Consider the following 23,727-nt stretch of genomic DNA (forward strand, 5'->3'; position numbering starts at 1 on the left):
TATCCTTAAAATTTCAGTCTCAATATAATAGAGTGATGGAGTAAACATATCATGCAACAGCTAGTTGAACAAATTGAAAAAACTGGTTTTCAGAGCGCGAAATATAAAGACGCTTATAGCCGAATTAATGCCATAGTAATTGAGGGTGAGCAAGAAGCACATGAAAACTACCTCACCCTAGGCGAACTACTGCCACCAAATAAAGAGGAGCTGATCAAGTTATCTAAGATGGAAAGTAGACACAAAAAGGGTTTTGAGTCCTGCGGGCGAAATCTATCTGTTAACCCGGATATGGAATTTGCCCGTCAGTTTTTCTCCCCCCTACATAATAACTTTCAAATCGCGGCTCAACAACCTAAACCTAAAGTTGTCACCTGTCTACTGATCCAATCCCTAATTATTGAATGCTTTGCGATCGCCGCTTATAATATATATATTCCTGTAGCAGATCCGTTCGCCCGTAAAATCACTGAGGGAGTAGTAAAAGAAGAATACACCCATCTTAACTTTGGTGAAGTTTGGTTAAAAGAGAACTTTGAAGCGTCCAAGGAGGAGCTGGAGGTGGGGAACCGTGAAAATCTGCCCATAGTATGGCAAATGCTCAATCAAGTGGCTGACGATGCCAAGGTTTTGGGGATGGAGAAGGATGCCCTAGTGGAAGACTTTATGATTCAATACGGAGAAGCATTAAGTAATATTGGGTTTACCACCCGTGATATCATGCGTCTTTCGGCTTACGGACTGGCAACCATATAGCCACAGGCCATTAAATCCTCGGTTGTAAAACCGGGGTTAGTAATTACTAATAAGTAAGTTGCTCCAAAGAGACGGGGGTTCATTAGAGCCGTTTTTGTTTCACAAGCGTAACCTAGTTAAATATTATCCGTGCTTCCTTCTGGATACCATATTGACTGAATGGATGTCAATACATCAACAAAAAATTATGAGAAAAGATTTAGGTGTTACTATAGAAAAATTGGTTCTGATTTCTAGCTTTTAATTGCACAATCTTATATCACTAATGTTTGGTCTAATTGGACATCTGACAAGTTTAGAACACGCCCAATCCGTGGCTCAGGATTTGGGATACCCGGAATATGCCGATCAAGGGCTGGATTTCTGGTGTAGCGCCCCTCCACAAATTGTGGACAGTATCACAGTGACCAGCGTCACGGGTCAAAAAATCGAAGGAAAATATGTGGAATCCTGCTTTTTACCAGAAATGCTAGCCACTAGACGTATTAAAGCAGCGACGCGAAAAATATTAAATGCCATGGCTCATGCCCAAAAGCATAATATTAACATTACAGCTTTAGGCGGATTTTCTTCTATAATTTTTGAGAATTTTAATTTAGAGCAGTTTAAACAAGTTCGTAACCTGACCTTGGAGTTTGAAAGGTTTACGACCGGTAATACCCACACAGCTTATATTATTTGCCAACAGGTAGAGGTGGCAGCTAAACAGCTAGGTATAGAATTGAGCAAGGCGACTGTAGCAGTGTGTGGAGCAACGGGTGATATTGGGAGTGCAGTTACGCGCTGGTTAGATAAAAAAACGGATGTGCAAGAACTGTTGTTGATCGCCCGCAACCAGGAACGTTTAGAGAAACTACAAGCGGAACTAGGGCGGGGGAAAATCATGGATCTACACCAAGCTCTACCCCAAGCGGATATTGTGGTTTGGGTAGCAAGTATGCCCAAGGGGGTGGAAATTGACCCAAAAGTTCTCAAACAGCCATGCTTACTAATTGACGGGGGTTACCCGAAAAATCTGGGGACAAAAATTCAACATCCAGGGGTACATGTGTTAAACGGAGGAATTGTGGAACACTCTTTGGATATTGAGTGGAAGATTATGAAAATAGTCAATATGGATGTCCCTTCACGTCAGTTGTTCGCCTGTTTTGCTGAATCAATGTTGTTGGAATTTGAGAAGTTATACACTAACTTTTCTTGGGGAAGGAATCAGATTACAGTAGACAAAATGGAGCATATAGGTCAACTATCCCTCAAGCACGGTTTTAGACCATTATTAGTTTAGTAATGATGGAAAATACCCGATAATCAATAACTGATAACCGATAACTGACAGACCATGGCAAACACTGAGCGCAAACCCCTACTGTTGGATTTTGAAAAGCCTTTGGCAGAACTGGCCAAACGGATTGACCAAATTCGCGAATTGGCAGATGAAAATGGTGTGGACGTATCCGGGCAAATCCGCCAACTGGAAACTAGGGCAATGCAACTGCGGGAGGAAATATTTAGCAGTTTAACACCTGCTCAAAAACTTCAGGTGGCTCGTCACCCCCGAAGACCAAGCACCCTGGACTATATCCAGTCTATCAGTGATGAGTGGATGGAATTACATGGCGATCGCTGTGGAGGAGACGATCCAGCTCTGGTGGGTGGTGTGGCACGTCTAGGCGGACAGCCAGTAGTGATGTTAGGCCATCAAAAAGGTCGGGATACTAAGGATAACGTGGCCCGTAATTTTGGTATGGCAGCTCCGGGAGGATATCGCAAGGCCCTCAGACTGATGGAACATGCCAATAAGTTTTCTATGCCTATTATCACTTTTATTGACACTCCCGGTGCTTGGGCAGGTATAGAAGCAGAACATCAAGGACAAGGAGAGGCGATCGCCTATAATTTAAGACAGATGTTCTGTTTTGACGTACCAATTATTTGTACAGTAATTGGTGAAGGTGGGTCCGGTGGTGCTTTGGGTATTGGAGTGGGAGACAGACTGTTAATGTTTGAACATTCAGTGTACACCGTTGCTACTCCGGAAGCATGTGCAGCAATTCTGTGGAAAGATGCCAGCAAAGCTCCACAAGCTGCGGTAGCACTGAAAATCATTTCTCAAGATCTGAAAAATTTAGGTATTATTGATCAGATTTTGCCAGAACCTTTAGGTGGAGCTCATGCAGATCCCCTAACGGCAGCGAACAATCTTAAACAAGCCCTGTTAAATAGCTTAGACGAATTGAACCGATTAACACCAGCGGAACGCCGCCAACTCCGTTATGACAAATTTAGAAAAATAGGTGTGTTTCATGAGTTAGGTCACTAGTACATTGTACAATAAATTTTCTCCCAAAAATAACAACTAACTATATCTAACACGGCAACAATGTTATAATTACTGGTGGAGTCTTAAAGATTCTTAACAGTCTAGAAAGGACACTTGTCAAAATGCCAACTGATCTATGACAAAGCGCGCAAAAAGCACCCCTGTGTTGACCCTTTCCAATAGCGGTAAACACATACAAGCTTATTTCAGCTTTTCAAGATATATTCTAATATGGCCCTAACCACTTACAGGAGGTGCGATGGGATCCGGAACGCCTACCCTGCTATCCGTCGTGTCTATTAGGAAAATAACGGAATTAATAGGCAAAAATTGGAGATAGAATGAGTTTTGAGAAGAAAAAACGTGCTTTAATTACTGGTGCAAGTGCTGGAATTGGCAAAGGGACAGCTATAGCCTTTGCTAAAGAGGGGATAGATGTTGCATTAGTGAGCCGTTCCCAAGAAAAATTACAGGGGGTAGTAGCAGCAGCAAGAGCAGCAGGAGTGGAAGCAAAAGCTTTCGCGGTTGATTTAAGTTGTGTTTCCCAGGTAAAAGCCAAAATTCAGGCGATCGCTGATGAATTTGGAGACATAGATATTTTGGTCAACAATGCTGGTATGGGATACACAGGCAATTTAAGTGACACTTCCCTAGAAGATTGGCGGAGAGTAATAGACTTAAATCTCACCAGTGTATTTCAGTGTACAATGGGGATTTTGCCCAGAATGAGACAAAGAGGAAAAGGGACAATTATTAACATAGCCTCTATAGCAGCTAAACAGGCCTTTGCTGGGTGGGGGGTTTACTGTGTGAGCAAAGCTGGTTTACTGGCCCTATCTCAGACTTTAGCCCAGGAGGAGAGGGTTCACGGTATTCGAGTGAGCGCAATTTGTCCTGGGGCGGTCAACACCGAAATTTGGGATACAGAAACAGTAAATGCCAACTTTGACCGCAGTAAGATGTTGACTGCACAGACAGTAGCACAGACAATTCTACATAGTGCTTTATTACCCCAGGAAGCAGTAATTGAAGAATTAACTCTGATGTCTAACGCCGGCGTGCTTTGACTTGACAATAACCAATGACCAATTATCAAGACTAATACCATGACCATTGCTAGTTCTAACGGTTCCAGTCGCTTAGAATCTCCGCTGATTCCTGATTTATCACAAGCTATCAGTACTAGACCTGACCGGAACACTCATAATGGTAAGCAGCCAGAACTGCACCAACCTTCCGAAGAAAGCATAGAGCAGATGAAAGCAGCTGTGCGAACCATGCTCATAGGTGTAGGAGAAGATCCGGAGCGAGAAGGACTTCTGAAAACACCCAAGCGTGTAGCAGAAGCGATGAAATTTCTCACCAGTGGTTATAATCAGTCCTTAGAGGAACTGGTCAACGGTGCGATTTTTGACGAAGGCCATGAAGAGATGGTGTTAGTGCGAGATATCAACTTCTTCAGTCTTTGTGAACATCACATGCTACCATTTATGGGTAGGGCACACGTTGCTTACATTCCCAATCAAAAAGTAGTTGGGTTAAGTAAACTAGCCAGAATTGTAGAGATGTATGCTCGTCGTTTACAAGTGCAAGAAAGATTAACCCGACAAATTGCAGAAGCGGTTCAAACTATTCTTGAACCCAAGGGTGTGGCCGTGGTGATGGAGGCTACCCACATGTGTATGGTAATGCGGGGGGTACAAAAACCCGGTTCCTGGACCGTTACCAGCTCTATGATTGGAGCATTCCAAGAAGAGCAGAAAACCCGGGAAGAATTTTTGAACTTGATTCGTCATCAAGCAGCATTCTTTTAGGTTTAGGGGGAAATGGGGAATTTGGGGGAATATGAAACAGGGACACGGGACTGGTGCGACTTGAACGCACGACCTGTCGCTTAGGAGGCGACCGCTCTATCCAACTGAGCTACAACCCCAAAAAAAATTGCTCCCCAGCAATTATAACCTAGTTTTATTAAAATTGCCAACTATTTTCCCAACTACCACCGCCTACTTCCAAACCACAAACATCACTACTAGCTTTGACAATAACTGTGGAGTGGTTTTGATGTAAACGGCGCAATTCCAGAGTCACTTTTCCTTGCATCGTATCTCGACAACAGATGGTTAGTCCTTGGTTAGTGGGAGCCCGTAGCCATGTACCAGGTAGGTCAGTTATTCCGGTCACTGTCACTTCATAATTACAGTTTCTAGCTTGCATTTGCCAACTACCCCAAGGTTCAATTTGCCACCTGACCTGGGAATTCCAGGGGACAAACTCGTAAAAATGTCCCTGATAATGAATGCCAATCATTCCTACCGATTCCATCCACCACAATACACCACGCTTTCCCCCACCAGCAGTCAAAGCTAAATCCGTTTCGTGGTCAAAACAGTTACAATTGATCCAAAACCATTTCTGAGGGAAAGCTCCCCCCCAGTTTTTCTCTCCATAAGCTGGTGCGTTTGTGAATTGGTATATTTTACCATGCCAGTCTATATAACCACTAGCCAAACCATGAGCCATTAAGATTTGCCACCCTGGTTCAAATATTTGTAAAAAAGATAACCATCCTGCTGTAGATTGTTGGCGGTGTTTGGGATGACCCCAACCATAAATAGGTTTGATTTCGTACTGCCAGCGACAGTAATTACCGGTTCCAGGGTCGCTGATTATCCCTTGATTGAGAGTAGCTGTAGCTTGATAACCCTGTTGAATATGGGTTGTAAATTCATGGGGGGTAAGATATTGGGGTGTAATCTGTAGGTCAGTTTTTCCCCAATGTCCTAAAGCTAAAACGTCTGGACTAGCCCAAAAGGCTTTTACATCGGGAAACGTGCGCAACAAATAGCTATCATTTGGACCTAGAACTTGAGCAGCGCCCCCACTATAAGGTTGATTACATATTGGGTCTTCAATGGAATACATGAAGGCAAATGTTTGGTCAATTTCTGGGAGTGTCACACGATTATACCACCCTTCAAAAAATCTTCTACTTGTACCATCCCAGTGGTAACCGCTGTGGGGTGTTTGGTTTAATAACAGGTTGCTTATATTGAGCATGATCTTCGATGATTTATAATATTTAGTTTGAAAACTTTGGCAACCGCGATCACTGTTTGGGGATATACAGGCACAACTCCTCAGTCAATGGGACAATACCAGAAAATGTTGTTTAATAAGGTGTCAATATCACGATCAAACTGCCATAAATCAGGAAACTCATACTGTGGATAATCCTCTCGGACTTCTTTAAGTACATCTTGCCAAATTTCGTCAAAAATTTCCGGCAAATAATTTTTAAGACTAGGTGACTTTGCTAAACGTCGTTTAATTTGCTTCCTTTGTTCTCTAATAGTTCTTTCCCAACCATTGTAATCATTTGGTAAAGAAACATATAATCGTTTTAAAATGTGTGATAACAACACATCTAAACGACTTTCTAGTTCATCTCGATAAGATCGCCCCAAATCCTGAATCTCCTCTATTAAATTCTCAATATCCACATTGTCAAAGTCTCTAGCTTTTAATTTAGCTATGGTCTCTTGAGTCCAATCTAAATAATCGGATTCATATAAGGATTTTTTGGCAATCAGTTGAGTCATTAACTTGTAACTCCTTTAATACAACCAGTACTATATTAACATAGTTGCTAATCACATAGCTATGGAAAAAAGTGATCGCGCTGACTTGTTAGTTTGCTTGGAAAGATATCCGAGGAGAAGCCTTAAGAATGCTCACTGTTCACGTGTTGTCTTGTAGAGAAGGTGTCGCTTTTAGGAATACGGGAATGCGATCGCCTGGTAGAAGGAGAGTTTCCTTTTGAGCTAGGTGTGGTTGGTGGTTTTGGGTATTGCCCAATTTAGACACCATGATTTAGCATGGGTTTAGATGTTTGCATTCCAGGGGAGAAAAAATGACAGTTTGGTTGATATGCTTCTTCTTACTATTTGCTATAGCGGAGATATTTAGTTGGGCCTTTGACTGGTTAGGAAACTTATCTTTACCTTTACCCATGAATATTTTGGCCGGATCATTTTTAGCCGTTGCTTCCAATTATGATAAGATACTAGCTGCTGAGAATTATAATGGAGAGTTGTTAGCAAGAAGCTCCAAATTTGATAATGCTACATCAGAGATAATTGTTTCCCCAGTTGAGCATGATTAGTCGATTTGTTACAAAAATGCGTATTGCTTCTATTACTAATAGAAACACTATTAATAAGAGTAAACATAATTTCGTGTCGGTTATTCTCGTCACCAGTATGGGAGTAACAGGTGTCATATGGGGAATGGGGGAAATGAAGTGGTTACAAAGTATGGAGTTAGGAATTTATGATCGAATGTTGCGACTCCGTCATCGAGAACCCATGGATCCAAGACTGTTGTTAGTTACAATTGCAGAGGAAGATATAAAACGGGAAAAATGGCCCCTATCAGATCAAACTGTCAATCAACTACTGAAAAAATTGGCGTCTTATCAACCAAGAGTAGTGGGGTTAAATATTTATCGTCCTCAACAAAAAGATTTAGGTAACAATTTAACGCCATCAGGTCAAGTAATTGCCACTTGTCTATTAAGTAATATTGGCAGGTCAGAAGTTCCTCCTCCTGGTAACATTCCCACAGATAATATCGGGTTTGATGATGTGGTTAGTGATAATCAGGTGGATCAGGTGATTCGTCGGGCTTTATTATTTGCTGAACCCACGGAGAAAGACGAAAAATGCCAAACAGAATTTTCCTTTGGCACCTTATTAGCTATTACATATTTAGATCGGCAGGGTATAAGATACACCTTCGGTCAAAATCAAGAGTTGCAAATAGGTAAAGCCGTATTTCACCGCTTAGATAAAAATGGGGGAGGTTATCAACATGTGGATACAAATGGCTATCAAATTTTATTAAACTATCGTCATCCCCAGGATCTAGCCCAACAGGTTACACTTACACAAGTAATGACAGGTAAAGTTAAACCAAGTTGGGTAAAGGATCGCTTGGTAATTATAGGTGCTATCGCTAATAGTGTACATCCGGGATATTACACACCCTATAGTAGTTTATCTGAGCAAAGCCCCAGACTGTCCCGTATGATGATCCATGCCCAGGTGGCCAGTCAAATCATTAGTGCAGCACTGGATGGTAGAGCTGTAATTAATTATTGGTCAGACTGGTTAGAATGGTTATGGATTTGGAGTTATGCAGTTATTGGTGCAATTTTGACCAGAAAATGGCATCATCCTATCCCCGTAACAATAGCACTAACTGTGGTGATTTTGCTGACTTTAGCTATTGTCACTATTTTGTCTTGGCAAGCTATATGGATACCCTTTTTTCGACCAGTTTTATGTTTGATTATGAGTAGCATTGCTATGATAAGCTATACTAGCTACCGGGTGCAAAAACAGAACCAGATAATTCTTGCCCAGGTGCAAAAACAACAACAAGCAATTGAGGAAATGAGTTTGCTATGGGAGCAAAAAACCCAACTTCCCACCCACGTTGACCAGTTTGATTTTGTTGATGCGGTCACATCTGGAGATACGGATTTACTTTTAGCTGGACGCTATCAGATCATGAGAAATCTGGGTTCAGGAGGTTTTGGCAGGACTTATTTAGTAGAAGATACTCAAAACCAAAACAAGGATCAGCATCATACCTGTGTGATTAAGCAATTAATGCCAGCCCGGAGAGATGACAAGTTTTTGCAGGTTGCTCGTAGACTATTTAACACTGAAGCGGAAATTTTAGCCATTGTAGGTCAACACCCGCAAATTCCCCAACTGTTGGGTTATTTTGAGGATAGACAGGAGTTTTATCTAGTTCAAGAGTATATAGTAGGTCATACTTTAAGTCAAGAGTTACCTCCAGTAACGGGTGCTAAAAGCCAGAGCTTTGTTATTGCTATGTTACTAGAAATCTTAGAGATTTTATCTTTTATACATCAACACCATGTAATTCACCGAGATATTAAACCTAGCAATATTATGCGACGCCATCAAGATAATCGTCTGTGTTTAATAGATTTTGGCGCGGTGAAATTAATTCAACCTCAAATTAATCCTGGCACTGAGTCAGCTACGGTTTCCATAGGTACAAGGGGGTATTCACCACCCGAACAATTGGCTGGTCATCCCCGCTTATCTAGCGATATTTATGCCCTGGGTATGATTGGTATTCAAGCTGTGACCGGAAATTTTCCCCAAGAATTGCCGTTGGATCCCCAAACTGGCAATGTGGTTTGGCGACACCTTGGTATAGTTAGTGATCAGTTGGCAAGTATTTTAGACAAAATGGTTTGTTATAATTTTGGCGATCGCTATTTGTCCGCTAGGGCGGTTATTGAAGATTTAAACTGCAGCTTCTCACCTTAGTTGCAGGGTAGTCATATATATTCAAAAAGTACATAAGAAAATCAATAATTTGTAGTCTAACTAACTATTATAAAAATAATTTCTTTGTTAAGTTTCTAGTATGCTTAATCTAGGTAACTTCTGATCTGTACAAGTTTCAAATCTGATGCTATGTACTGACAAGTAGTACAAGACAATTGACTACATAGGAACAAAAACAAGTGCGGAAAAAATTTTTGCTCATCGGGGGTTTGACAGTACTTTTCACGACAGTGCCACTGGTAAGTGGTGCTTTGGCTGAAACGGCAAAAAGTGCCCCACCTCCTGATACAGGAGACACAACATTTGTCCTGATTTCTTCCGCTTTGGTGCTATTGATGACACCGGGGTTGGCCTTCTTTTATGGTGGATTTGTGCGATCACGCAACATCCTCAACACCTTAATGATGAGTTTTGTGTTGATGGCAATTGTGGGGGTAACCTGGGTACTATGGGGCTATAGTTTATCCTTTGCTCCTGGGTTGCCATTTATTGGGGGTTTACAGTGGTTTGGTTTAAATGGTGTGGGTTTGGAAACAACAGGATATCTAGCAGGTTCAGCACCGCAGGAAGTAGTTTCTTACGCATCAACAATACCCCATCAAGCATACATGATCTATCAAGCCATGTTTGCAATTATCACTCCAGCTTTAATTTCTGGAGCGATCGCGGAGCGGATGAGTTTTCGCGCCTACTGTCTATTTGTGCTGCTGTGGTCGACCTTTATTTACACACCTTTAGCTCATGCGGTATGGGCTAAGGGTGGATTTCTAGGTCTATATGGTGGTTTAGGTGCCTTAGACTTTGCTGGTGGGACTGTAGTACATATTAGTTCTGGCGTGTCTGCTCTTGTAGCAGCAATTGTACTTGGTCCTCGCAAAAACCATCCCGATCGTCTCGCACCACCTCATAATGTCCCCTTTATTTTATTAGGTGCAGGTCTGTTATGGTTTGGCTGGTTTGGTTTTAATGCTGGTAGTGCCCTATCTGCTGGCACTATTGCTACAGTAGCATTTGTTGCAACTAATACATCTGCCGCCGCAGGAGCATTAATGTGGTTAATCTTGGAAACTAGTCTAAGAGGGAAACCCACTGCTGTAGGAGCAGCTACGGGTGCAGTAGCAGGTCTAGTAGGTATCACCCCCGCTGCAGGATTTGTCACTCCACTCGCGGCAATATTAATTGGTTTCATTACTTCCTTTGTGTGCTTCTATGCAGTTAGTTTAAAGCATAAACTAAATGTAGATGATGCTTTAGATACCTATCCCGTACATGGTGTGGGAGGAACACTAGGAGCAATTTTAACCGCTATATTTGCCACTACTGAGGTTAATTCAGGAGGAAAGGACGGATTACTACGTGGGAATTTTGGGGAATTATTCGTCGAATTAGGGGCGATCGCCATAGCTTATGTTATGTCAGCTGTGGGAACATATCTGATTTTGAAATTCATTTCAGCCACTGTAGGACTGCGGGTGCAAGAGGAAGCGGAGCAACAGGGTCTAGATGTTAACGAACACGGAGAAGAAGGTTATAACTCTGAGTTCGGCGATCGCATTAACATTTTAGAGTAGTGAAAGAGGGCAAAGGGGATCGGCCCACCTAGCCCTCATTTTCATAAGTTAACTCTTTACTAAGCGTTTTGCTCAAAGCTATAAATTGAAAAATCATGGAAAATTATAAGAAAATAAGAAGTATTAATTTTAGTAGACAGTAAAAAATGGATACCAAAACTTTTAAACGTACACTACAACACTCAGAAAACTACAATCGCAAAGGGTTTGGGCACAAAGAAGAAGTGTCTACACAGTTACAATCTGAGTATGAAAGTAGTCTAATTCAAGAAATACGCAATAGTAACTACACGATTAAAAAAGGCAATACTACTATCCGACTAGCTCAAGCCTTTGGATTTTGTTGGGGTGTGGAGCGCGCAGTAGCGATGGCATACGAAACTCGTCAACACTTTCCCACAGAAAGGATTTGGATCACCAATGAAATAATTCACAATCCCTCGGTTAATCAACGTATGCAAGAAATGGGAGTGGGATTTATCCCCGTAACTACTAATAAAAAAGATTTTTCAGTAGTTGAACAAGGGGATGTAGTTATTTTACCCGCCTTCGGTGCTAGTGTACAAGAAATGCAAATCTTACATGACAAAGGTTGTCAAATTGTGGATACAACTTGTCCATGGGTTTCTAAAGTGTGGAACACAGTGGAAAAGCACAAAAAAGGTGAATTTACCTCAATCATTCATGGCAAGTACAAACACGAAGAAACAGTAGCTACCAGTTCCTTCGCTGGCAAATACTTGATTGTGTTAAATTTACAAGAAGCCGAGTATGTAAGCAACTATATCCTCCATGGTGGTGACCGGGAGGAATTTTTAACCAAGTTTGCCAAAGCCTATTCAGCGAATTTTGACCCAGATAAAGACTTAGAAAAAGTAGGGATTGCCAACCAAACTACCATGCTCAAAGGAGAAACAGAACAAATTGGCAAAATCTTTGAAAAGACTATGATGCAAAAATATGGCACATTAGCACTGAACGATCATTTTCAAAGTTTTAACACTATATGTGATGCTACCCAGGAAAGACAAGATGCCATGTTAGAACTAGTTGAACATGAATTAGACCTGATAATAGTAATTGGTGGGTTTAATTCATCGAACACCACCCAATTACAACAAATAGCTATTAACAGAAATATTCCTTCCTATCACATTGACAGTGTGGCCAGAATTAAATCCAGTAATGCAATTGAACATCGGCAATTAAACGGAGAAATAGCAACCACAACAAACTGGTTACCCAGAGAAGAAACAATTGTTGGTGTGACTTCTGGTGCTTCCACACCTGATAAGGTCGTAGAAGACATTATCGAGAAAATTTTTAGCCTAAAGGCGTTCAACATCAACTGACTTATTGGCATTTTGGCAATTATCTATTTTTCCGATTCTATATATTTGATAAGTTACCAAAATGTTTTTTAATTTTTGTTTGCAGACGGATACAAATCCGTCTGTTTTGTTACAGAATAAAAGTCAACTAATGTTTTCACCCTAATATGATGAGCCATATGAAACCCGACTGGAAAACCGTTAAACATTACGAGGACATACTCTATGAAAAAATAGATGGTATTGCTAAGATAACCATCAATCGCCCCCATAAGCGCAATGCATTTCGTCCAGAAACAATATTTGAAATATATGAAGCTTTTTGTGATGCTCGTGAGGATACAAATATTGGCGTAGTGCTGCTAACAGGTGCAGGACCTCATACCGATGGTAAATATGCTTTCTGTTCCGGGGGAGACCAAAGCGTGAGGGGAGAAGGCGGTTATGTTGACCACACTGGAATTCCGCGCCTAAACGTGTTAGATCTACAACGTCTGATTCGTTCTCTACCTAAAGTAGTGATTGCTTTAGTAGCGGGATATGCTATTGGTGGAGGTCATGTTCTGCATCTAGTGTGCGATCTAACCATAGCAGCAGATAATGCGATTTTTGGGCAAACAGGACCGAAAGTAGGTAGCTTTGATGGTGGTTTTGGTGCTAGTTACCTAGCGCGAATAGTTGGACAGAAAAAAGCTCGGGAAATTTGGTTCCTCTGTCGTCAATACAATGCACAACAAGCCTTAGAAATGGGTTTAATTAATACCATTGTTCCGGTTCAGGATCTAGAAATGGAGGGAATAAACTGGGCTAAAGAAATTCTAGACAAAAGTCCTATTGCCATACGTTGTCTAAAAGCGGCATTTAACGCAGACTGCGATGGACAAGCTGGAATACAAGAGCTTGCTGGTAACGCCACTTTACTTTATTATATGACCACAGAAGCAGCAGAGGGTAAACAGGCATTTTTGCAAAAACGCCCCCCAAATTTTCGGGATTTCCCTTGGTTACCCTAGCGAGAACCGGGGAGAGTGGAAAAAGCAGTTTCCTCAATGCTTGTAATTTCTTGAACTTCTGGAACTGGGAGATTCTCAGTCCTAGTATCTAGATGACCGGGAACGGATAAAATTGGTAACATTGGTTTAGTCAGTGGTAAATTCCAACTTTCCTCCAAAGACTCCCATGTAGGTGCGAAAGCGGGAACAGCTAAAGAGCAGGCCTTCCAACAACCTTGTACGGGTGCGCTTAACTGACTACAAACACCACCTCTACGTCCTTCCGGTTGATAATGGCGACAGTACCTACAAGCTGATGCTAACGGGTTGATTGGTTTCATAATCGTTACTCTTGACGGTGGTTGATAACTATTTCCAGTGGTATTTAATATTGTGATCCCAAGAGAAATAGACCAAAAAGCCGAGGAGTTATTATGTGTTGGGGGTTTTAGCTATTTTTACTGAAAAATAATTTTTATTATATTTTTATATTCTTGTTATATTTCTATATGATTGGTGAAGTAACCACATACTTGTTTTAGCTGAAAGCCATTGGGGATCAAGGACAAATATTAAACTTTGGATTATGTCAGGTTGTTAACTTAATACCTTATATTCGGCATTTTGGGGCGATCATTTAGTTAATATAGGTGTCAACAATGAAATTGAACCGTCGTCAATTCCTCACCGTTTCGCTGGCCAGTCTAGCATCCTTTTCGCCACTGGGTTACAGCTTCCCTACCCTGGGAACCACTACTAATAGTACCATCAAACCACGAAGACTAAAAACTGGTAATGGCGTTGGTCTAATTAGTCCTGCTGGTGCAACCTTTTTACCAGAGGAGGTGGAAATAGTCCAGGATGCTGTTAAAGCATTGGGAATGACTCCCTATCTTGCTCCTAATCTTTTAGCACGCTATGGCTATTTGGGGGGAACAGATCTACACAGAGCAGCTGATATCAATCAGTTTTTTGCTGATGGTAAAATCTCCATGTTATTACCAATCCGTGGAGGTTGGGGTTGTGCCAGGATTTTGCCCTATTTGGACTACCAAGTAATTAGAAGAAATCCCAAAGTGTTAGTGGGCTTTAGCGACTTAACGGCATTAAATTTAGCAATTTATGCTAAAACTGGCTTAATCACCTTCCATGGTCCCAATGGTTTAACATCCTGGCGTGCTGAACAGGTAAATTGGTTTCGACGGGTTCTATTTGCTGGGGAAAAGCTTAATTTTGGCAATGAAGCAGACCCAGATGATAGGGGAAGGTTGATGAGGATAAAAAACCGTGTTCAAACCATTACCCATGGAAAAGCACGGGGGCGATTAGTCGGAGGCAATCTTTCGGTTATTTCAGCCATGGTAGGATCCGCTTATTTGCCCAGTTTTGAAGGGGCAATTTTATTTGTGGAAGATGTGGGGGAGAGTATTTACCGTATAGATAGGATGTTAACACACCTGAAATTGGCAGGAATTTTACAAAATTTACGGGGGTTTATTTTTGGTCAGTGTACTGATTGTGCACCAGATGGAGGATATGCTTCCCTAACCCTAAAAGAAGTTGTCCGTGACCACGTTCAACCGTTGGCAATCCCTGCTTGTATGGGATTGCAAATTGGACATCTGGAGAATATTGTCACTTTGCCTATTGGTATCGAGGTGGAAATGGATGCTACCTCTGGAACAATTGTTATGTTAGATTCAGCTGTAGTTACTCAAACTACCTCCAGTTAGTTTGGAAACTGTCGGTAGTTCATAACATCCAACCGTTTGGGTAAAAGCTCAACCAAATCGCCCCGCAACATAATCGCGGGTACGCTCGTCTATGGGACTGCCAAATATTTGGGTTGTAGCACCAAATTCTACCATTTGTCCAATACGACTTTCATCCGTACTGAAGAAAGCTGTAAAATCAGCAACTCGTGTCGCTTGCTGCATATTGTGGGTAACAATAGCTATGGTCAGTTCTGAGCGCAAACTGTGGATTAGTTCCTCCACTTTTAGGGTAGCAATGGGATCTAATGCTGAACATGGTTCATCCATTAATAAAACTTTGGGTTTTACTGCTAAAGCACGAGCAATACAGAGTCTTTGTTGCTGTCCACCAGAAAGTCCTAAAGCAGATGAGTTCAGTTTATCTTTTACCTCATTCCACAAAGCAGCACCTTTGAGAGCAGACTCCACAATGTCATCTAATTGAAATTTTGGGGCTCCACCAGAAATTCTCACCCCGTAAGCAACATTCTCATAAATGCTCATGGGAAAAGGGTTTGGCTTTTGAAATACCATGCCGATTTCCCTTCTCAACCGATTAATGTTAATCCGGGAATCGTAAATGCTCTGCCCAAAAAATTCTACGCTCCCATCCACCTTGACTTTACCTTCTAATTCACTAATGCGATTTAGGGCTTTGATAAATGTAGATTTACCACAACCACTAGGACCTATTAGTGCGGTAACTCGATTCTTGTAAATATCTAACGATATGTTCTCGATAGCTTTGTAGTTACCGTAGTAAAAACTGAGGTTTTTAATCTTGATAGCTGGAGTCAGATTAGTCATTTTAGATTATCTCCCATACTGAATTCTTTGTTTTCCCAAACCAGGACACGCCTTACAATCATTAGATATCTCACAGACCTTTCCAAATCACTCACAAACTTCACTAACGCAATTTACTCTTGCGACCTAAAAAACGAGAGAGCAAACTAAAAAATAAAACTAAACTCAGTAGTATTATAGAGGTAGTCCAAACCAATTGATTAACTTTAGGATCGGGACTATTGTACAAATTAAAAATTAATACTGGTAAGGACGCTGTGGGACTGATTAGACCATCTGACCAGTTTTGACTAAATAGCGCTGTAAAAATCAATGGCGCAGTTTCACCAGCTGCACGAGCGATCGCCAGGGATATACCAGTGGTAATTCCAGGTACAGCTGATTTTACCACTATTCTAAATGTGGTTTGCAGTTTTGTTCCCCCTAAAGCTGCAGAAGCTAGTCTTTGATGAACAGGAACCAATTTTAATGCTTCCTCTGTGGTCAGTGTAATGACAGGTAACATGATTACGGAAAGGGCAAATCCCCCCGCTAAAGCACTAAACTCTTTAGTAGTTAGCACAACCACACCATAGGCAAACATGCCCACTACAATGGAGGGTACACCGGTGAGTATGGAGGTGAGGAATCGTACCAATCTATTGATTTGGCTATTCTTGGCAAATTCCGCCAAAAAGATACCGGTTATAATTCCCACGGGTACACTTAGTAGAGTAGCAATACTAACCATAAGTAGAGTACCCAGAATTGCATTGGCAAAGCCATTATCAATTAGGGGTAGATAGAACATTTCTAGTTTTAGACTAGAACTTCCCCGGGATATAATTTCCCATATAATTGATCCTAATGGTAAAAATGCCAACAGACTTAATATGAAGGATAAACCATTCATCAAATAACTAAATAACAGTCTATTAGGTGGTAGGGGATCTAATAATTCCCTAGCAAAAGATTCATCTGTTCCGGAATTCATATAGGTAAATGGTAGGTAAACTGAGTGATTTGTGATGGGTAATTTTATGTGGGCAATTTTCGGCGCAAACTAAATCAGAATTTCTATTGGCATACCACTAAGAGTTCTTTTTGCCAACCCACTGAACTAATAGTACAGCAGCAATATTCACAGCTAGAGTTAATACAAACAAAATTAGTCCTAAATAACTTAATGCACCAATATGTAATCCCGGCTCCGCTTCGGCAAATTCATTAGCTATAACAGCGGGAATTGTATAGGCTGGATCAAGCAAAGAAAGACTAATTTGGGCTGAGTTACCAATTACCATAGTTACTGCCATGGTCTCACCCAAAGCACGTCCTAAAGCCAACATGGCCGCACTTACCATACCTGAAAATCCCGCAGGTAATAACACTCGAAATATGGTTTCCCAGCGTGTTCCACCTAAAGCCATGGATGCGGTTCTTAATTCCCGGGGAACTACCATTAACACATCACGAGAAATGGCAGCCATCGTGGGTAAAATCATAATAGACAAGATAATTCCAGCGGTCAACATATTATTACCTGCTGGATCCTGAGTGTTAAATAAAGGTATAAATCGGAGAAAGTTACTAATCCCCTTTTGTAAAGGCTCTATTACAGGGATAAATACAAATATTCCCCATAAACCAATAATTACACTGGGAATAGCTGCAATTAGTTCTACCACAAAAGCAATGGTGTTTCTAACTGGTAAGGGCAAAAAGTCCTCACTCGTAACCAAGGCCACAGATATACCCACAGGTACAGTTAACAAAATAGCGATCGCACTGCTGACTAAAGTTCCATAAATATAAGTTAATGCTCCAAACAACTGATTACCCGTATCCCAATCTTGACTCCAGAGAAATCCCAAACCAAATTGGAGAATAGCAGGTTGAGCTTCTTTGAAAATAACTAAGGTCATGACAATTAATATTGTCACAGTGACCGCAGCAAAGAAATAAACTAAAAATGTGAATCCCTGATCAAGGCGGAAATTTAATCCACCACTTACCTGTAGGTCTAAATTTTGATCACCACTCACATAGGCGCGGGAGTGGTCTTTACTTGGTGGAAATGATTCATTCATGGTGGGAAATCATATTAAAAAAAGAACAAAAATTTGAGTGACTGCTCGAGTTGATATAGAGTGACTAAAGGGGGATGGGGCTCGTTAAAAGCCAAACCACCTTTCCCCCATCTTTTAAAAAAGCCTTACTTAACAGTGCTATTCACAGTTTGTAAAACCCGGTTAACCACGTCCTGAGGTATTTTTGTGTAATTTAGGTCGTCATTAAACTGTTGACCATCTTTAAGTACCCAGTTAATCCACTTTTTGATAGCATCAGCTTTAGAAGGATTAGAGTACTTTTGATAAATCATCATCCAGGTTAAACCAACAATGGGATAACCCTGGGCTGGATCACCAACAAATACGCGATAGTTTGCAGGAAAGGTCACGGTTGATAGAGCTGCATTAGAAGCTGCTAAGGAAGGAGCGACAAATTCTCCTTTCCTGTTCTGTATTTCTGCAGATCTGAGGTTGTTTTTGGTAGCATAGTCATATTCTACATAACCAATAGACCCAGGAGTACGAGCTACTAAAGCAGCTACACCAGGATTTCCTTTTCCTTTTAAAACGTTGGGTAGAGTCCATTTTGGTGCGGTATTAGCTCCTATTCTACCCTTAAAATAAGGATTTATAGAACTGAGATGATTGGTGAAGATAAAGGTTGTACCGCTACCATCCGCACGAACTGCAAATCTGATTGGTTGATTTGGTAGGTTAACACCAGGGTTATCTGCTTTAATTTGCTGATCATTCCAATTAGTAATTTTACCAGAAAAGATGTCAGGTAAGGTTTTACGAGACAGTCTTAGTCTATTGACTCCTGGTAGGTTATAAACCACGGAAACCGCACCACCAGCTGTTGGTACTAAAATTACACCGTTTTTAACTTTAGCTATTTCGTCATCTTTCATAGCTGCATCGCTGGCACCAAAATCTACTGTGCCCGCAATAGTTTGACGAATACCACCACCACTACCAATCGCTTGGTAATTAACTTTCAATTCTGGATGTTTCTTTCTCACTTCCCTTGCATAACGCTCATACAAAGGAGCAGGAAAGGTCGCACCTGCACCATTTAATGTCTCAGCTTGAGCAATTGCTGTTAATAATGGACTAAAACCTAGGACTGTTGTTAGTGCTGCTGTAGAAACTACCGGACGGAAAATAGTGGTTAATGTCATGTTACCTCGTGTTTAAGGGATATTATACTAGCCATTGTTTGCTTGACGAAGTTACGTCCCAAATCTAGCTTTATGCCCACTGATTAAGATTTTTTTAATAAAAGCTAAATAAAAGATTAAGGTTTGGTTAAGATTTGATTGAGGATTTTTTAAGTATATTGGAATACGGAAAGTAACCCGTTCCAGCTGATTCAGGTTGCTCTCCAAGAAGAGTTAGGTAAAAATAGAAGGTAAGAGGTTTTCTGAGGTTAAAAATGTCGTTTTCATCATTTGAAGTTGCTCAAACTCCCAACTCCCGACTAACCACCACAGAAAGCCATGATTATGATTTGATGATTGTGGGTGGTGGTATTGTTGGTTTAACTTTAGCTGCTGCTTTGAAGGATTCAGGCTTAACTGTTCTTTTGGTGGAAGCTCAGGTGACATCCACAGCAGTAGCTAAGGGACAAGCTTATGCTATACACATGTTATCAGCACGTATTTTTCAGGGTATTGGTATTTGGGGAAAAATTCTCCCTCACATTGCCAAGTATAGACAAGTGTTTCTATCGGATGCTGAATATCCAAATGTAGTCAAATTTCAAACATCCGATTTGGGGGGAGAAACACCGGAACTGGGTTATGTGGCAGAGCATTTTGCCCTGTTGGAACCCCTCCAGGAATTTGTCAGAACTTGTGCCAATGTGACTTATTTGTGTCCTGCTACTGTGGTTAGCACTAAAACTAGTGGGGACATAGTAACTGTAAATATTCAAATAAATGGTGCAGATCAAGTGTTTCGCACTAAATTAATGGTAGCTGCTGATGGTTCTAAGTCCCCTCTTCGTCAAGCTGCAGGAATTAAAACGAAGGGTTGGAAATATTGGCAGTCTTGTATAGTCGCTTTTGTCAGACCTGAGAAATCCCACAACTACACCGCTTATGAAAAGTTTTGGCAGAGCGGGCCCTTTGCCATTTTACCCCTACCTGGTAATAGGTGTCGTATTGTGTGGACTGCTCCCCATGAAGAAGCTAAGACCCTGTGCGCTTTAAGTGATGAGGAGTTTTTGGCAGAATTGACTCGTCGCTATGGTCACCAGATGGGTAAATTAGAATTGCTGGGAGAGCGGTTTGTTTTTCAGGTACAGTTAATGCAAAGCGATCGCTATGTTCTCCCCCGGTTGGCTTTGGTGGGTGATGCAGCTCATAACTGTCATCCCGTGGGTGGACAGGGTTTAAATTTAGGTATCCGGGATGCTGCTGCTTTAGCTGAAGTTATTCAAACAGCTCACCAGCAAGGAAAAGATATTGGTAACATCCAGATTCTGCAGCAGTATGAACGCTGGCGCAAAAATGAAAATTTGGCGATTTTAGGGTTTACAGACCTATTAGACCGTATATTCTCCAATAACATCTTACCTATGGTCATTATTCGTCGTCTAGGTTTATGGTTAATGCAGAGGATACCCATATTAAAGGTTTTTGCCCTAAAATTAATGATTGGTTTCCAGGGTAGAACCCCCCAATTAGCTCAATTATCGCTAAATACCAACTTCCATGGACTAAATAACCAGTTATGATTAAGTGGGTGAGTGGAATTAAATATAAGACCAACGTAGGTTGGGTTGAAGTATGAAACCCAACACCACGGGTCTCGTTACTCGACCCATCCTACAAATAATTGTGCCTCCCTACTTACTATGATTACAAAAACTACTAAATTGATATCGCTTGTATCGGTTATTTCACTTCCCTTAGTTAGTTTGTTTATACATAATCACTACACAACTGGTCAAACTCCAACTATTAGCCAATTAGCACAAGTAAAATCCATATGGCAGCGGTTTTCCTCCCAGGAAGGAAAATTTAGCGTGTTGTTTCCGGGTACACCAAGGCTTAGCCAGCAAAAGATGACCAGTGATAATGGGGAACTACAGGTAAATCTATTTACCGTAAATCGTCCCCAGGAGGAGGCAAAATATACGGTTGCCTACATTGATTATCCAGCACAATATATTCAATTGTTACGAAGTAGAAATCTGGTAGAACAAGCTATAGAGCAGGGCAAAAGTACAGCATTACAGAGAGTTCGGGGAACTATTGTCAGTGAAGAAAAAAAGACCTTGGGTGATAATGTGGGCATGGAAGTGAATTATACTACTCCTGACGGTAAAGTTGTCAAGCAGAGAATATTTTTAGTTGACAACAGATTTTATCAGATTACTGCGGAAACCACTCAAAAAAGACAAAGGTTTTTGACTAGAAGTATGCAGGGTTTTTGTGATTCTTTTAAGTTGTTACCATAAAGTTATGTTCCCGAATATCCTATGAAATGGCAGATTGATTCCCAAAGTTTTTGAGCTAGTGCTAGATTGGCAAAAAACCGTTGGCTAGGCTAGAAGTAAGTATTCATGTTAAAAAAACTACAAAACAAGCAAGTCTATTTAATTACAGGAGCAGGGCTGGGCGCCTTTCTCTTAGGTGTGGGGTTCTCATTTCCCCAGGCGCAAAAAACCTTGAGCAAATGGTTTGACCCCAGTCAGGTAGAAGCAAATCAGTCAATTCAAATGGACCAATCTCCTTCAGCTATTGGCATGACTGTGGCTCAATCTTTACCAGAAAGATCGAGTAAGCTCAGGGAAATTGCTGAAAAAGGAAACTCTCCAGACCGAGAAAGGGCCCGCTATGTGTTGGCTAGTGATTATATTCAAACTAATCAAGGTAAACCAGCGTTGGAATTATTGGTGGGTTTGGAAAAAGATTATCCAGTTTTGGCACCTTATATTTTATTGAAACAAGCCCAGGCTCAAGATATGTTGGGGGAAAAAGGGTTAGCTTCTGACCTGCGTCAAAGGGTATTAAGGGATTATGCAAAAAGTCCCGCAGCGGTGAAAGCTATGTATCTCATTGGACAGCCAAAACTACAGGAACGGGCGATCGCCGAATTTCCTTCCCATCCGCTAACCTGGGAAATTATCCGCAATCGTCTGCGAGAAAACCCTAATCAACCCAAATTACAATTAATATTGGCTAAGTATGCTGGTGATGAACCAGGAACTGTAGGTTTTTTACATAGCTTGGTTCCCCAATCTTCACTTACCCCAGCAGATTGGGAAGTGATTGGTGCAGCATATTGGGATAATAATGAGTTTGTTAAAGCCAGCAGTGCTTACAAAAATGCTCCTCAAACTGCTAAAAATCTATATCGTATTGCCAGGGGCTTACAAATAGACAACAAACGGGAATCAGCAATTGTAATTTATAAACAACAAGTCAAGCTGTTTCCTAAAGAGAAAGAAACAGGAACAGCCCTATTAAGACTGGCAGAAATGGCTTCTGGGAAGGATGCCATACCCTATCTTGACCAAATAATTGCTCAATTCCCTTCTCAAGCACCACAAGCACTAGCACAAAAGGCTAAATTGCTGACCAGTCTCAAGGATAATCAGTCAGCTAATCAAACCTGGAAATTACTTCTAAGTAAATATAGCAGTTCTGATGCTGCCACAGAATACCGTTGGCAAACTGCCCTGAATAAAGCTAAAAACCGGGATTATATTGGTGCATGGGAGTGGGCACAACCAATTCCTACCCAGAATCCTGGCAGCATTTTGGCACCAAGAGCCAGTTTTTGGGTAGGTAAATGGGCAAGTCTACTGGGTAAAAACGAGGAAGCTCGTAAGTCCTATGAGTACGTACTCGCTAACTTTCCCCAGTCCTATTATGCTTGGCGTTCCGCTAGAATCCTGGGATGGGATGTGGGTGATTTTAATAATTTACGCCTACTCAATCCCCAAATTACCTCACCCCAACGTCCTTTACCCCCTGCTGGTACGGATACTTTCAAAGAACTGTATTTAATGGCACAAGATCGGGATGCCTGGTATGAATGGGAGACGGGATTTAAAAATAACAATCAGCCCACGGTAAAAGAACAGTTCACGGAAGGATTGATGCGTTTAGTAAAGGGTGATAACCTAATTGGGATTGCTAAGATATCTCGATTAGAAGATAGGGAAACCCCGGAGGAGAGGGCGGAATATGGTGCTTTAAGTAAACAAATTACTTATTGGCAAGCACGTTATCCCATGTTGTACTTAGAACCAATACAGAAGTGGGCTTCATCTCGTCAGTTGAATCCGCTGCTGGTAATAGCTTTAATGAGACAGGAATCAATGTTCCAACCTAAAATTAAATCAGTAGCCGGTGCTGTGGGTTTAATGCAAGTGATGCCAAATACAGCTAAATGGATAGCACCACAAATTAGTGTGGATATGAAGACTATTAACCTGGAAGACCCCAATGATAATATTATGTTGGGAACTTGGTATTTAGATCATACCCACCAGCAATATAATAATAATTCCATGTTGGCGATCGCCAGTTATAATGCAGGCCCTGGCAACGTTGCCAAGTGGTTACGAACCATACCCAAACAGGATCCCGACGAATTTGTGGAAGAAATACCCTTTGGGGAAACCAGAAATTATGTGCGTCAGGTGTTGGGGAATTATTGGAATTACTTACGGTTGTATAACCCAGAGATTTCAGCGCTAGTTAGTAAATACGCCAAATCTGGAAATTAACCAACGG

The 23,727-nt window shown here is 41.2% G+C and carries 22 protein-coding genes and 1 tRNA gene; 14 read left to right on the plus strand and 9 right to left on the minus strand.

Annotated features, from left to right (window positions below):
- Positions 1–51 precede the first annotated feature (51 nt).
- The 5 genes from IAR63_RS11970 (at position 52) to folE (ending at position 4,890) form a co-directional block, all read left to right on the plus strand.
- A complete protein-coding gene (locus IAR63_RS11970; RefSeq protein WP_187705432.1) occupies positions 52–756 on the plus strand; it encodes an aldehyde oxygenase (deformylating) in 705 nt (234 codons plus the stop codon).
- A 265-nt stretch (positions 757–1,021) separates the two neighbouring features.
- Positions 1,022–2,041 (plus strand): long-chain acyl-[acyl-carrier-protein] reductase, encoded by a 1,020-nt coding sequence (locus tag IAR63_RS11975; protein WP_187705433.1) that lies wholly within the window; start codon positions 1,022–1,024, stop codon positions 2,039–2,041.
- Positions 2,042–2,095: 54 nt separating this feature from the next.
- Complete coding sequence (locus IAR63_RS11980) at positions 2,096–3,076, plus strand: acetyl-CoA carboxylase carboxyltransferase subunit alpha (RefSeq protein WP_187705434.1); 981 nt, start codon at positions 2,096–2,098, stop codon at positions 3,074–3,076.
- 341 nt (positions 3,077–3,417) lie between these two features.
- On the plus strand, positions 3,418–4,143 hold the full coding sequence (locus tag IAR63_RS11985) for an SDR family oxidoreductase (RefSeq protein ID WP_187705435.1): 726 nt from the start codon (positions 3,418–3,420) through the stop codon (positions 4,141–4,143).
- A gap of 39 nt (positions 4,144–4,182) precedes the next feature.
- On the plus strand, positions 4,183–4,890 hold the full coding sequence (folE, locus tag IAR63_RS11990; protein WP_187705436.1) for a GTP cyclohydrolase I FolE: 708 nt from the start codon (positions 4,183–4,185) through the stop codon (positions 4,888–4,890).
- Between the two features lie 45 nt (positions 4,891–4,935).
- On the opposite strand, the gene IAR63_RS11995 is transcribed toward folE, so the two are convergent.
- The 4 genes from IAR63_RS11995 to IAR63_RS18645 form a co-directional block, all read right to left on the minus strand.
- A tRNA-Arg gene (locus IAR63_RS11995) sits at positions 4,936–5,009 on the minus strand.
- 38 nt (positions 5,010–5,047) lie between these two features.
- Positions 5,048–6,136, minus strand: a complete 1,089-nt coding sequence (locus IAR63_RS12000) for a tocopherol cyclase family protein (protein WP_187705437.1) — start codon at positions 6,134–6,136, stop codon at positions 5,048–5,050.
- Between the two features lie 80 nt (positions 6,137–6,216).
- Positions 6,217–6,678, minus strand: coding sequence for a DUF29 domain-containing protein (locus IAR63_RS12005; RefSeq protein WP_187705438.1), 462 nt, complete (start codon positions 6,676–6,678; stop codon positions 6,217–6,219).
- 139 nt (positions 6,679–6,817) lie between these two features.
- Entirely contained in the window at positions 6,818–6,946 is a 129-nt protein-coding gene (locus IAR63_RS18645) for a hypothetical protein (RefSeq protein WP_268905657.1), read from the minus strand.
- Between the two features lie 43 nt (positions 6,947–6,989).
- On the opposite strand from IAR63_RS18645, the gene IAR63_RS12010 reads away from it, so the two are divergent.
- The 5 genes from IAR63_RS12010 (at position 6,990) to menB (ending at position 13,383) form a co-directional block, all read left to right on the plus strand.
- Complete coding sequence (locus IAR63_RS12010; RefSeq protein WP_187705439.1) at positions 6,990–7,241, plus strand: hypothetical protein; 252 nt, start codon at positions 6,990–6,992, stop codon at positions 7,239–7,241.
- Positions 7,234–9,447, plus strand: coding sequence for a CHASE2 domain-containing serine/threonine-protein kinase (locus tag IAR63_RS12015; protein ID WP_187705440.1), 2,214 nt, complete (start codon positions 7,234–7,236; stop codon positions 9,445–9,447). The genes IAR63_RS12010 and IAR63_RS12015 overlap by 8 nt, the downstream gene beginning before the upstream one ends.
- Before the next feature lie 200 nt (positions 9,448–9,647).
- Positions 9,648–11,039: an ammonium transporter gene (locus tag IAR63_RS12020; protein WP_187705441.1), complete on the plus strand. Its 1,392-nt coding sequence runs from the start codon at positions 9,648–9,650 to the stop codon at positions 11,037–11,039.
- A gap of 146 nt (positions 11,040–11,185) precedes the next feature.
- Positions 11,186–12,391, plus strand: coding sequence for a 4-hydroxy-3-methylbut-2-enyl diphosphate reductase (locus tag IAR63_RS12025; protein ID WP_141303675.1), 1,206 nt, complete (start codon positions 11,186–11,188; stop codon positions 12,389–12,391).
- A gap of 158 nt (positions 12,392–12,549) precedes the next feature.
- On the plus strand, positions 12,550–13,383 hold the full coding sequence (gene menB / locus IAR63_RS12030) for a 1,4-dihydroxy-2-naphthoyl-CoA synthase (protein ID WP_057177232.1): 834 nt from the start codon (positions 12,550–12,552) through the stop codon (positions 13,381–13,383).
- Here the strand turns inward: menB and IAR63_RS12035 are convergent.
- On the minus strand, positions 13,380–13,703 hold the full coding sequence (locus IAR63_RS12035; protein ID WP_057177231.1) for a hypothetical protein: 324 nt from the start codon (positions 13,701–13,703) through the stop codon (positions 13,380–13,382). The genes menB and IAR63_RS12035 overlap by 4 nt on opposite strands.
- Before the next feature lie 318 nt (positions 13,704–14,021).
- On the opposite strand from IAR63_RS12035, the gene IAR63_RS12040 reads away from it, so the two are divergent.
- Entirely contained in the window at positions 14,022–15,095 is a 1,074-nt protein-coding gene (locus tag IAR63_RS12040) for a S66 peptidase family protein (RefSeq protein ID WP_187705442.1), read from the plus strand.
- Positions 15,096–15,143: 48 nt separating this feature from the next.
- On the opposite strand, the gene pstB is transcribed toward IAR63_RS12040, so the two are convergent.
- From pstB to pstS, 4 genes are all read right to left on the minus strand, one after another.
- Positions 15,144–15,923, minus strand: a complete 780-nt coding sequence (gene pstB / locus IAR63_RS12045) for a phosphate ABC transporter ATP-binding protein PstB (RefSeq protein WP_096543510.1) — start codon at positions 15,921–15,923, stop codon at positions 15,144–15,146.
- 103 nt (positions 15,924–16,026) lie between these two features.
- Positions 16,027–16,896 carry a phosphate ABC transporter permease PstA gene (gene pstA, locus IAR63_RS12050; protein WP_187705443.1) on the minus strand — a complete coding sequence of 290 codons (870 nt, stop codon included), beginning with the start codon at positions 16,894–16,896 and terminating at the stop codon, positions 16,027–16,029.
- 97 nt (positions 16,897–16,993) lie between these two features.
- Positions 16,994–17,992: a phosphate ABC transporter permease subunit PstC gene (gene pstC, locus IAR63_RS12055; protein WP_187705444.1), complete on the minus strand. Its 999-nt coding sequence runs from the start codon at positions 17,990–17,992 to the stop codon at positions 16,994–16,996.
- A 125-nt stretch (positions 17,993–18,117) separates the two neighbouring features.
- Complete coding sequence (pstS, locus tag IAR63_RS12060; RefSeq protein WP_187705445.1) at positions 18,118–19,155, minus strand: phosphate ABC transporter substrate-binding protein PstS; 1,038 nt, start codon at positions 19,153–19,155, stop codon at positions 18,118–18,120.
- 254 nt (positions 19,156–19,409) lie between these two features.
- On the opposite strand from pstS, the gene IAR63_RS12065 reads away from it, so the two are divergent.
- The 3 genes from IAR63_RS12065 to IAR63_RS12075 all read left to right on the plus strand — a co-directional run bounded on the left by IAR63_RS12065 (position 19,410) and on the right by IAR63_RS12075 (position 23,720).
- Complete coding sequence (locus tag IAR63_RS12065; RefSeq protein WP_187705446.1) at positions 19,410–20,714, plus strand: FAD-dependent hydroxylase; 1,305 nt, start codon at positions 19,410–19,412, stop codon at positions 20,712–20,714.
- Between the two features lie 120 nt (positions 20,715–20,834).
- Complete coding sequence (locus tag IAR63_RS12070; protein WP_187705447.1) at positions 20,835–21,440, plus strand: hypothetical protein; 606 nt, start codon at positions 20,835–20,837, stop codon at positions 21,438–21,440.
- A gap of 105 nt (positions 21,441–21,545) precedes the next feature.
- Entirely contained in the window at positions 21,546–23,720 is a 2,175-nt protein-coding gene (locus IAR63_RS12075) for a lytic transglycosylase domain-containing protein (protein ID WP_187705448.1), read from the plus strand.
- Positions 23,721–23,727 lie beyond the last annotated feature (7 nt).

Source organism: Cylindrospermopsis curvispora GIHE-G1 (assembly GCF_014489415.1).
GTDB classification, from domain to species: Bacteria; Cyanobacteriota; Cyanobacteriia; order Cyanobacteriales; family Nostocaceae; genus Raphidiopsis; species Raphidiopsis curvispora_A.

Bases quoted from the DNA above. Each gene is read 5' to 3' on its own strand.
- pstS (WP_187705445.1), bottom strand. From the start codon at position 19,155: ATGACATTAACCACTATTTTCCGTCCGGTAGTTTCTACAGCAGCACTA.
- IAR63_RS11975 (WP_187705433.1), top strand. From the start codon at position 1,022: ATGTTTGGTCTAATTGGACATCTGACAAGTTTAGAACACGCCCAATCC.
- IAR63_RS11970 (WP_187705432.1), top strand. From the start codon at position 52: ATGCAACAGCTAGTTGAACAAATTGAAAAAACTGGTTTTCAGAGCGCG.
- IAR63_RS12015 (WP_187705440.1), top strand. From the start codon at position 7,234: ATGATTAGTCGATTTGTTACAAAAATGCGTATTGCTTCTATTACTAAT.
- menB (WP_057177232.1), top strand. From the start codon at position 12,550: ATGAAACCCGACTGGAAAACCGTTAAACATTACGAGGACATACTCTAT.
- IAR63_RS18645 (WP_268905657.1), bottom strand. From the start codon at position 6,946: ATGGTGTCTAAATTGGGCAATACCCAAAACCACCAACCACACCTAGCT.
- IAR63_RS12005 (WP_187705438.1), bottom strand. From the start codon at position 6,678: ATGACTCAACTGATTGCCAAAAAATCCTTATATGAATCCGATTATTTA.
- IAR63_RS12035 (WP_057177231.1), bottom strand. From the start codon at position 13,703: ATGAAACCAATCAACCCGTTAGCATCAGCTTGTAGGTACTGTCGCCAT.
- pstB (WP_096543510.1), bottom strand. From the start codon at position 15,923: ATGACTAATCTGACTCCAGCTATCAAGATTAAAAACCTCAGTTTTTAC.
- folE (WP_187705436.1), top strand. From the start codon at position 4,183: ATGACCATTGCTAGTTCTAACGGTTCCAGTCGCTTAGAATCTCCGCTG.
- IAR63_RS12070 (WP_187705447.1), top strand. From the start codon at position 20,835: ATGATTACAAAAACTACTAAATTGATATCGCTTGTATCGGTTATTTCA.
- IAR63_RS12075 (WP_187705448.1), top strand. From the start codon at position 21,546: ATGTTAAAAAAACTACAAAACAAGCAAGTCTATTTAATTACAGGAGCA.
- pstA (WP_187705443.1), bottom strand. From the start codon at position 16,896: ATGAATTCCGGAACAGATGAATCTTTTGCTAGGGAATTATTAGATCCC.
- pstC (WP_187705444.1), bottom strand. From the start codon at position 17,992: ATGAATGAATCATTTCCACCAAGTAAAGACCACTCCCGCGCCTATGTG.
- IAR63_RS12000 (WP_187705437.1), bottom strand. From the start codon at position 6,136: ATGCTCAATATAAGCAACCTGTTATTAAACCAAACACCCCACAGCGGT.
- IAR63_RS12040 (WP_187705442.1), top strand. From the start codon at position 14,022: ATGAAATTGAACCGTCGTCAATTCCTCACCGTTTCGCTGGCCAGTCTA.
- IAR63_RS11980 (WP_187705434.1), top strand. From the start codon at position 2,096: ATGGCAAACACTGAGCGCAAACCCCTACTGTTGGATTTTGAAAAGCCT.
- IAR63_RS11985 (WP_187705435.1), top strand. From the start codon at position 3,418: ATGAGTTTTGAGAAGAAAAAACGTGCTTTAATTACTGGTGCAAGTGCT.
- IAR63_RS12025 (WP_141303675.1), top strand. From the start codon at position 11,186: ATGGATACCAAAACTTTTAAACGTACACTACAACACTCAGAAAACTAC.
- IAR63_RS12065 (WP_187705446.1), top strand. From the start codon at position 19,410: ATGTCGTTTTCATCATTTGAAGTTGCTCAAACTCCCAACTCCCGACTA.
- IAR63_RS12010 (WP_187705439.1), top strand. From the start codon at position 6,990: ATGACAGTTTGGTTGATATGCTTCTTCTTACTATTTGCTATAGCGGAG.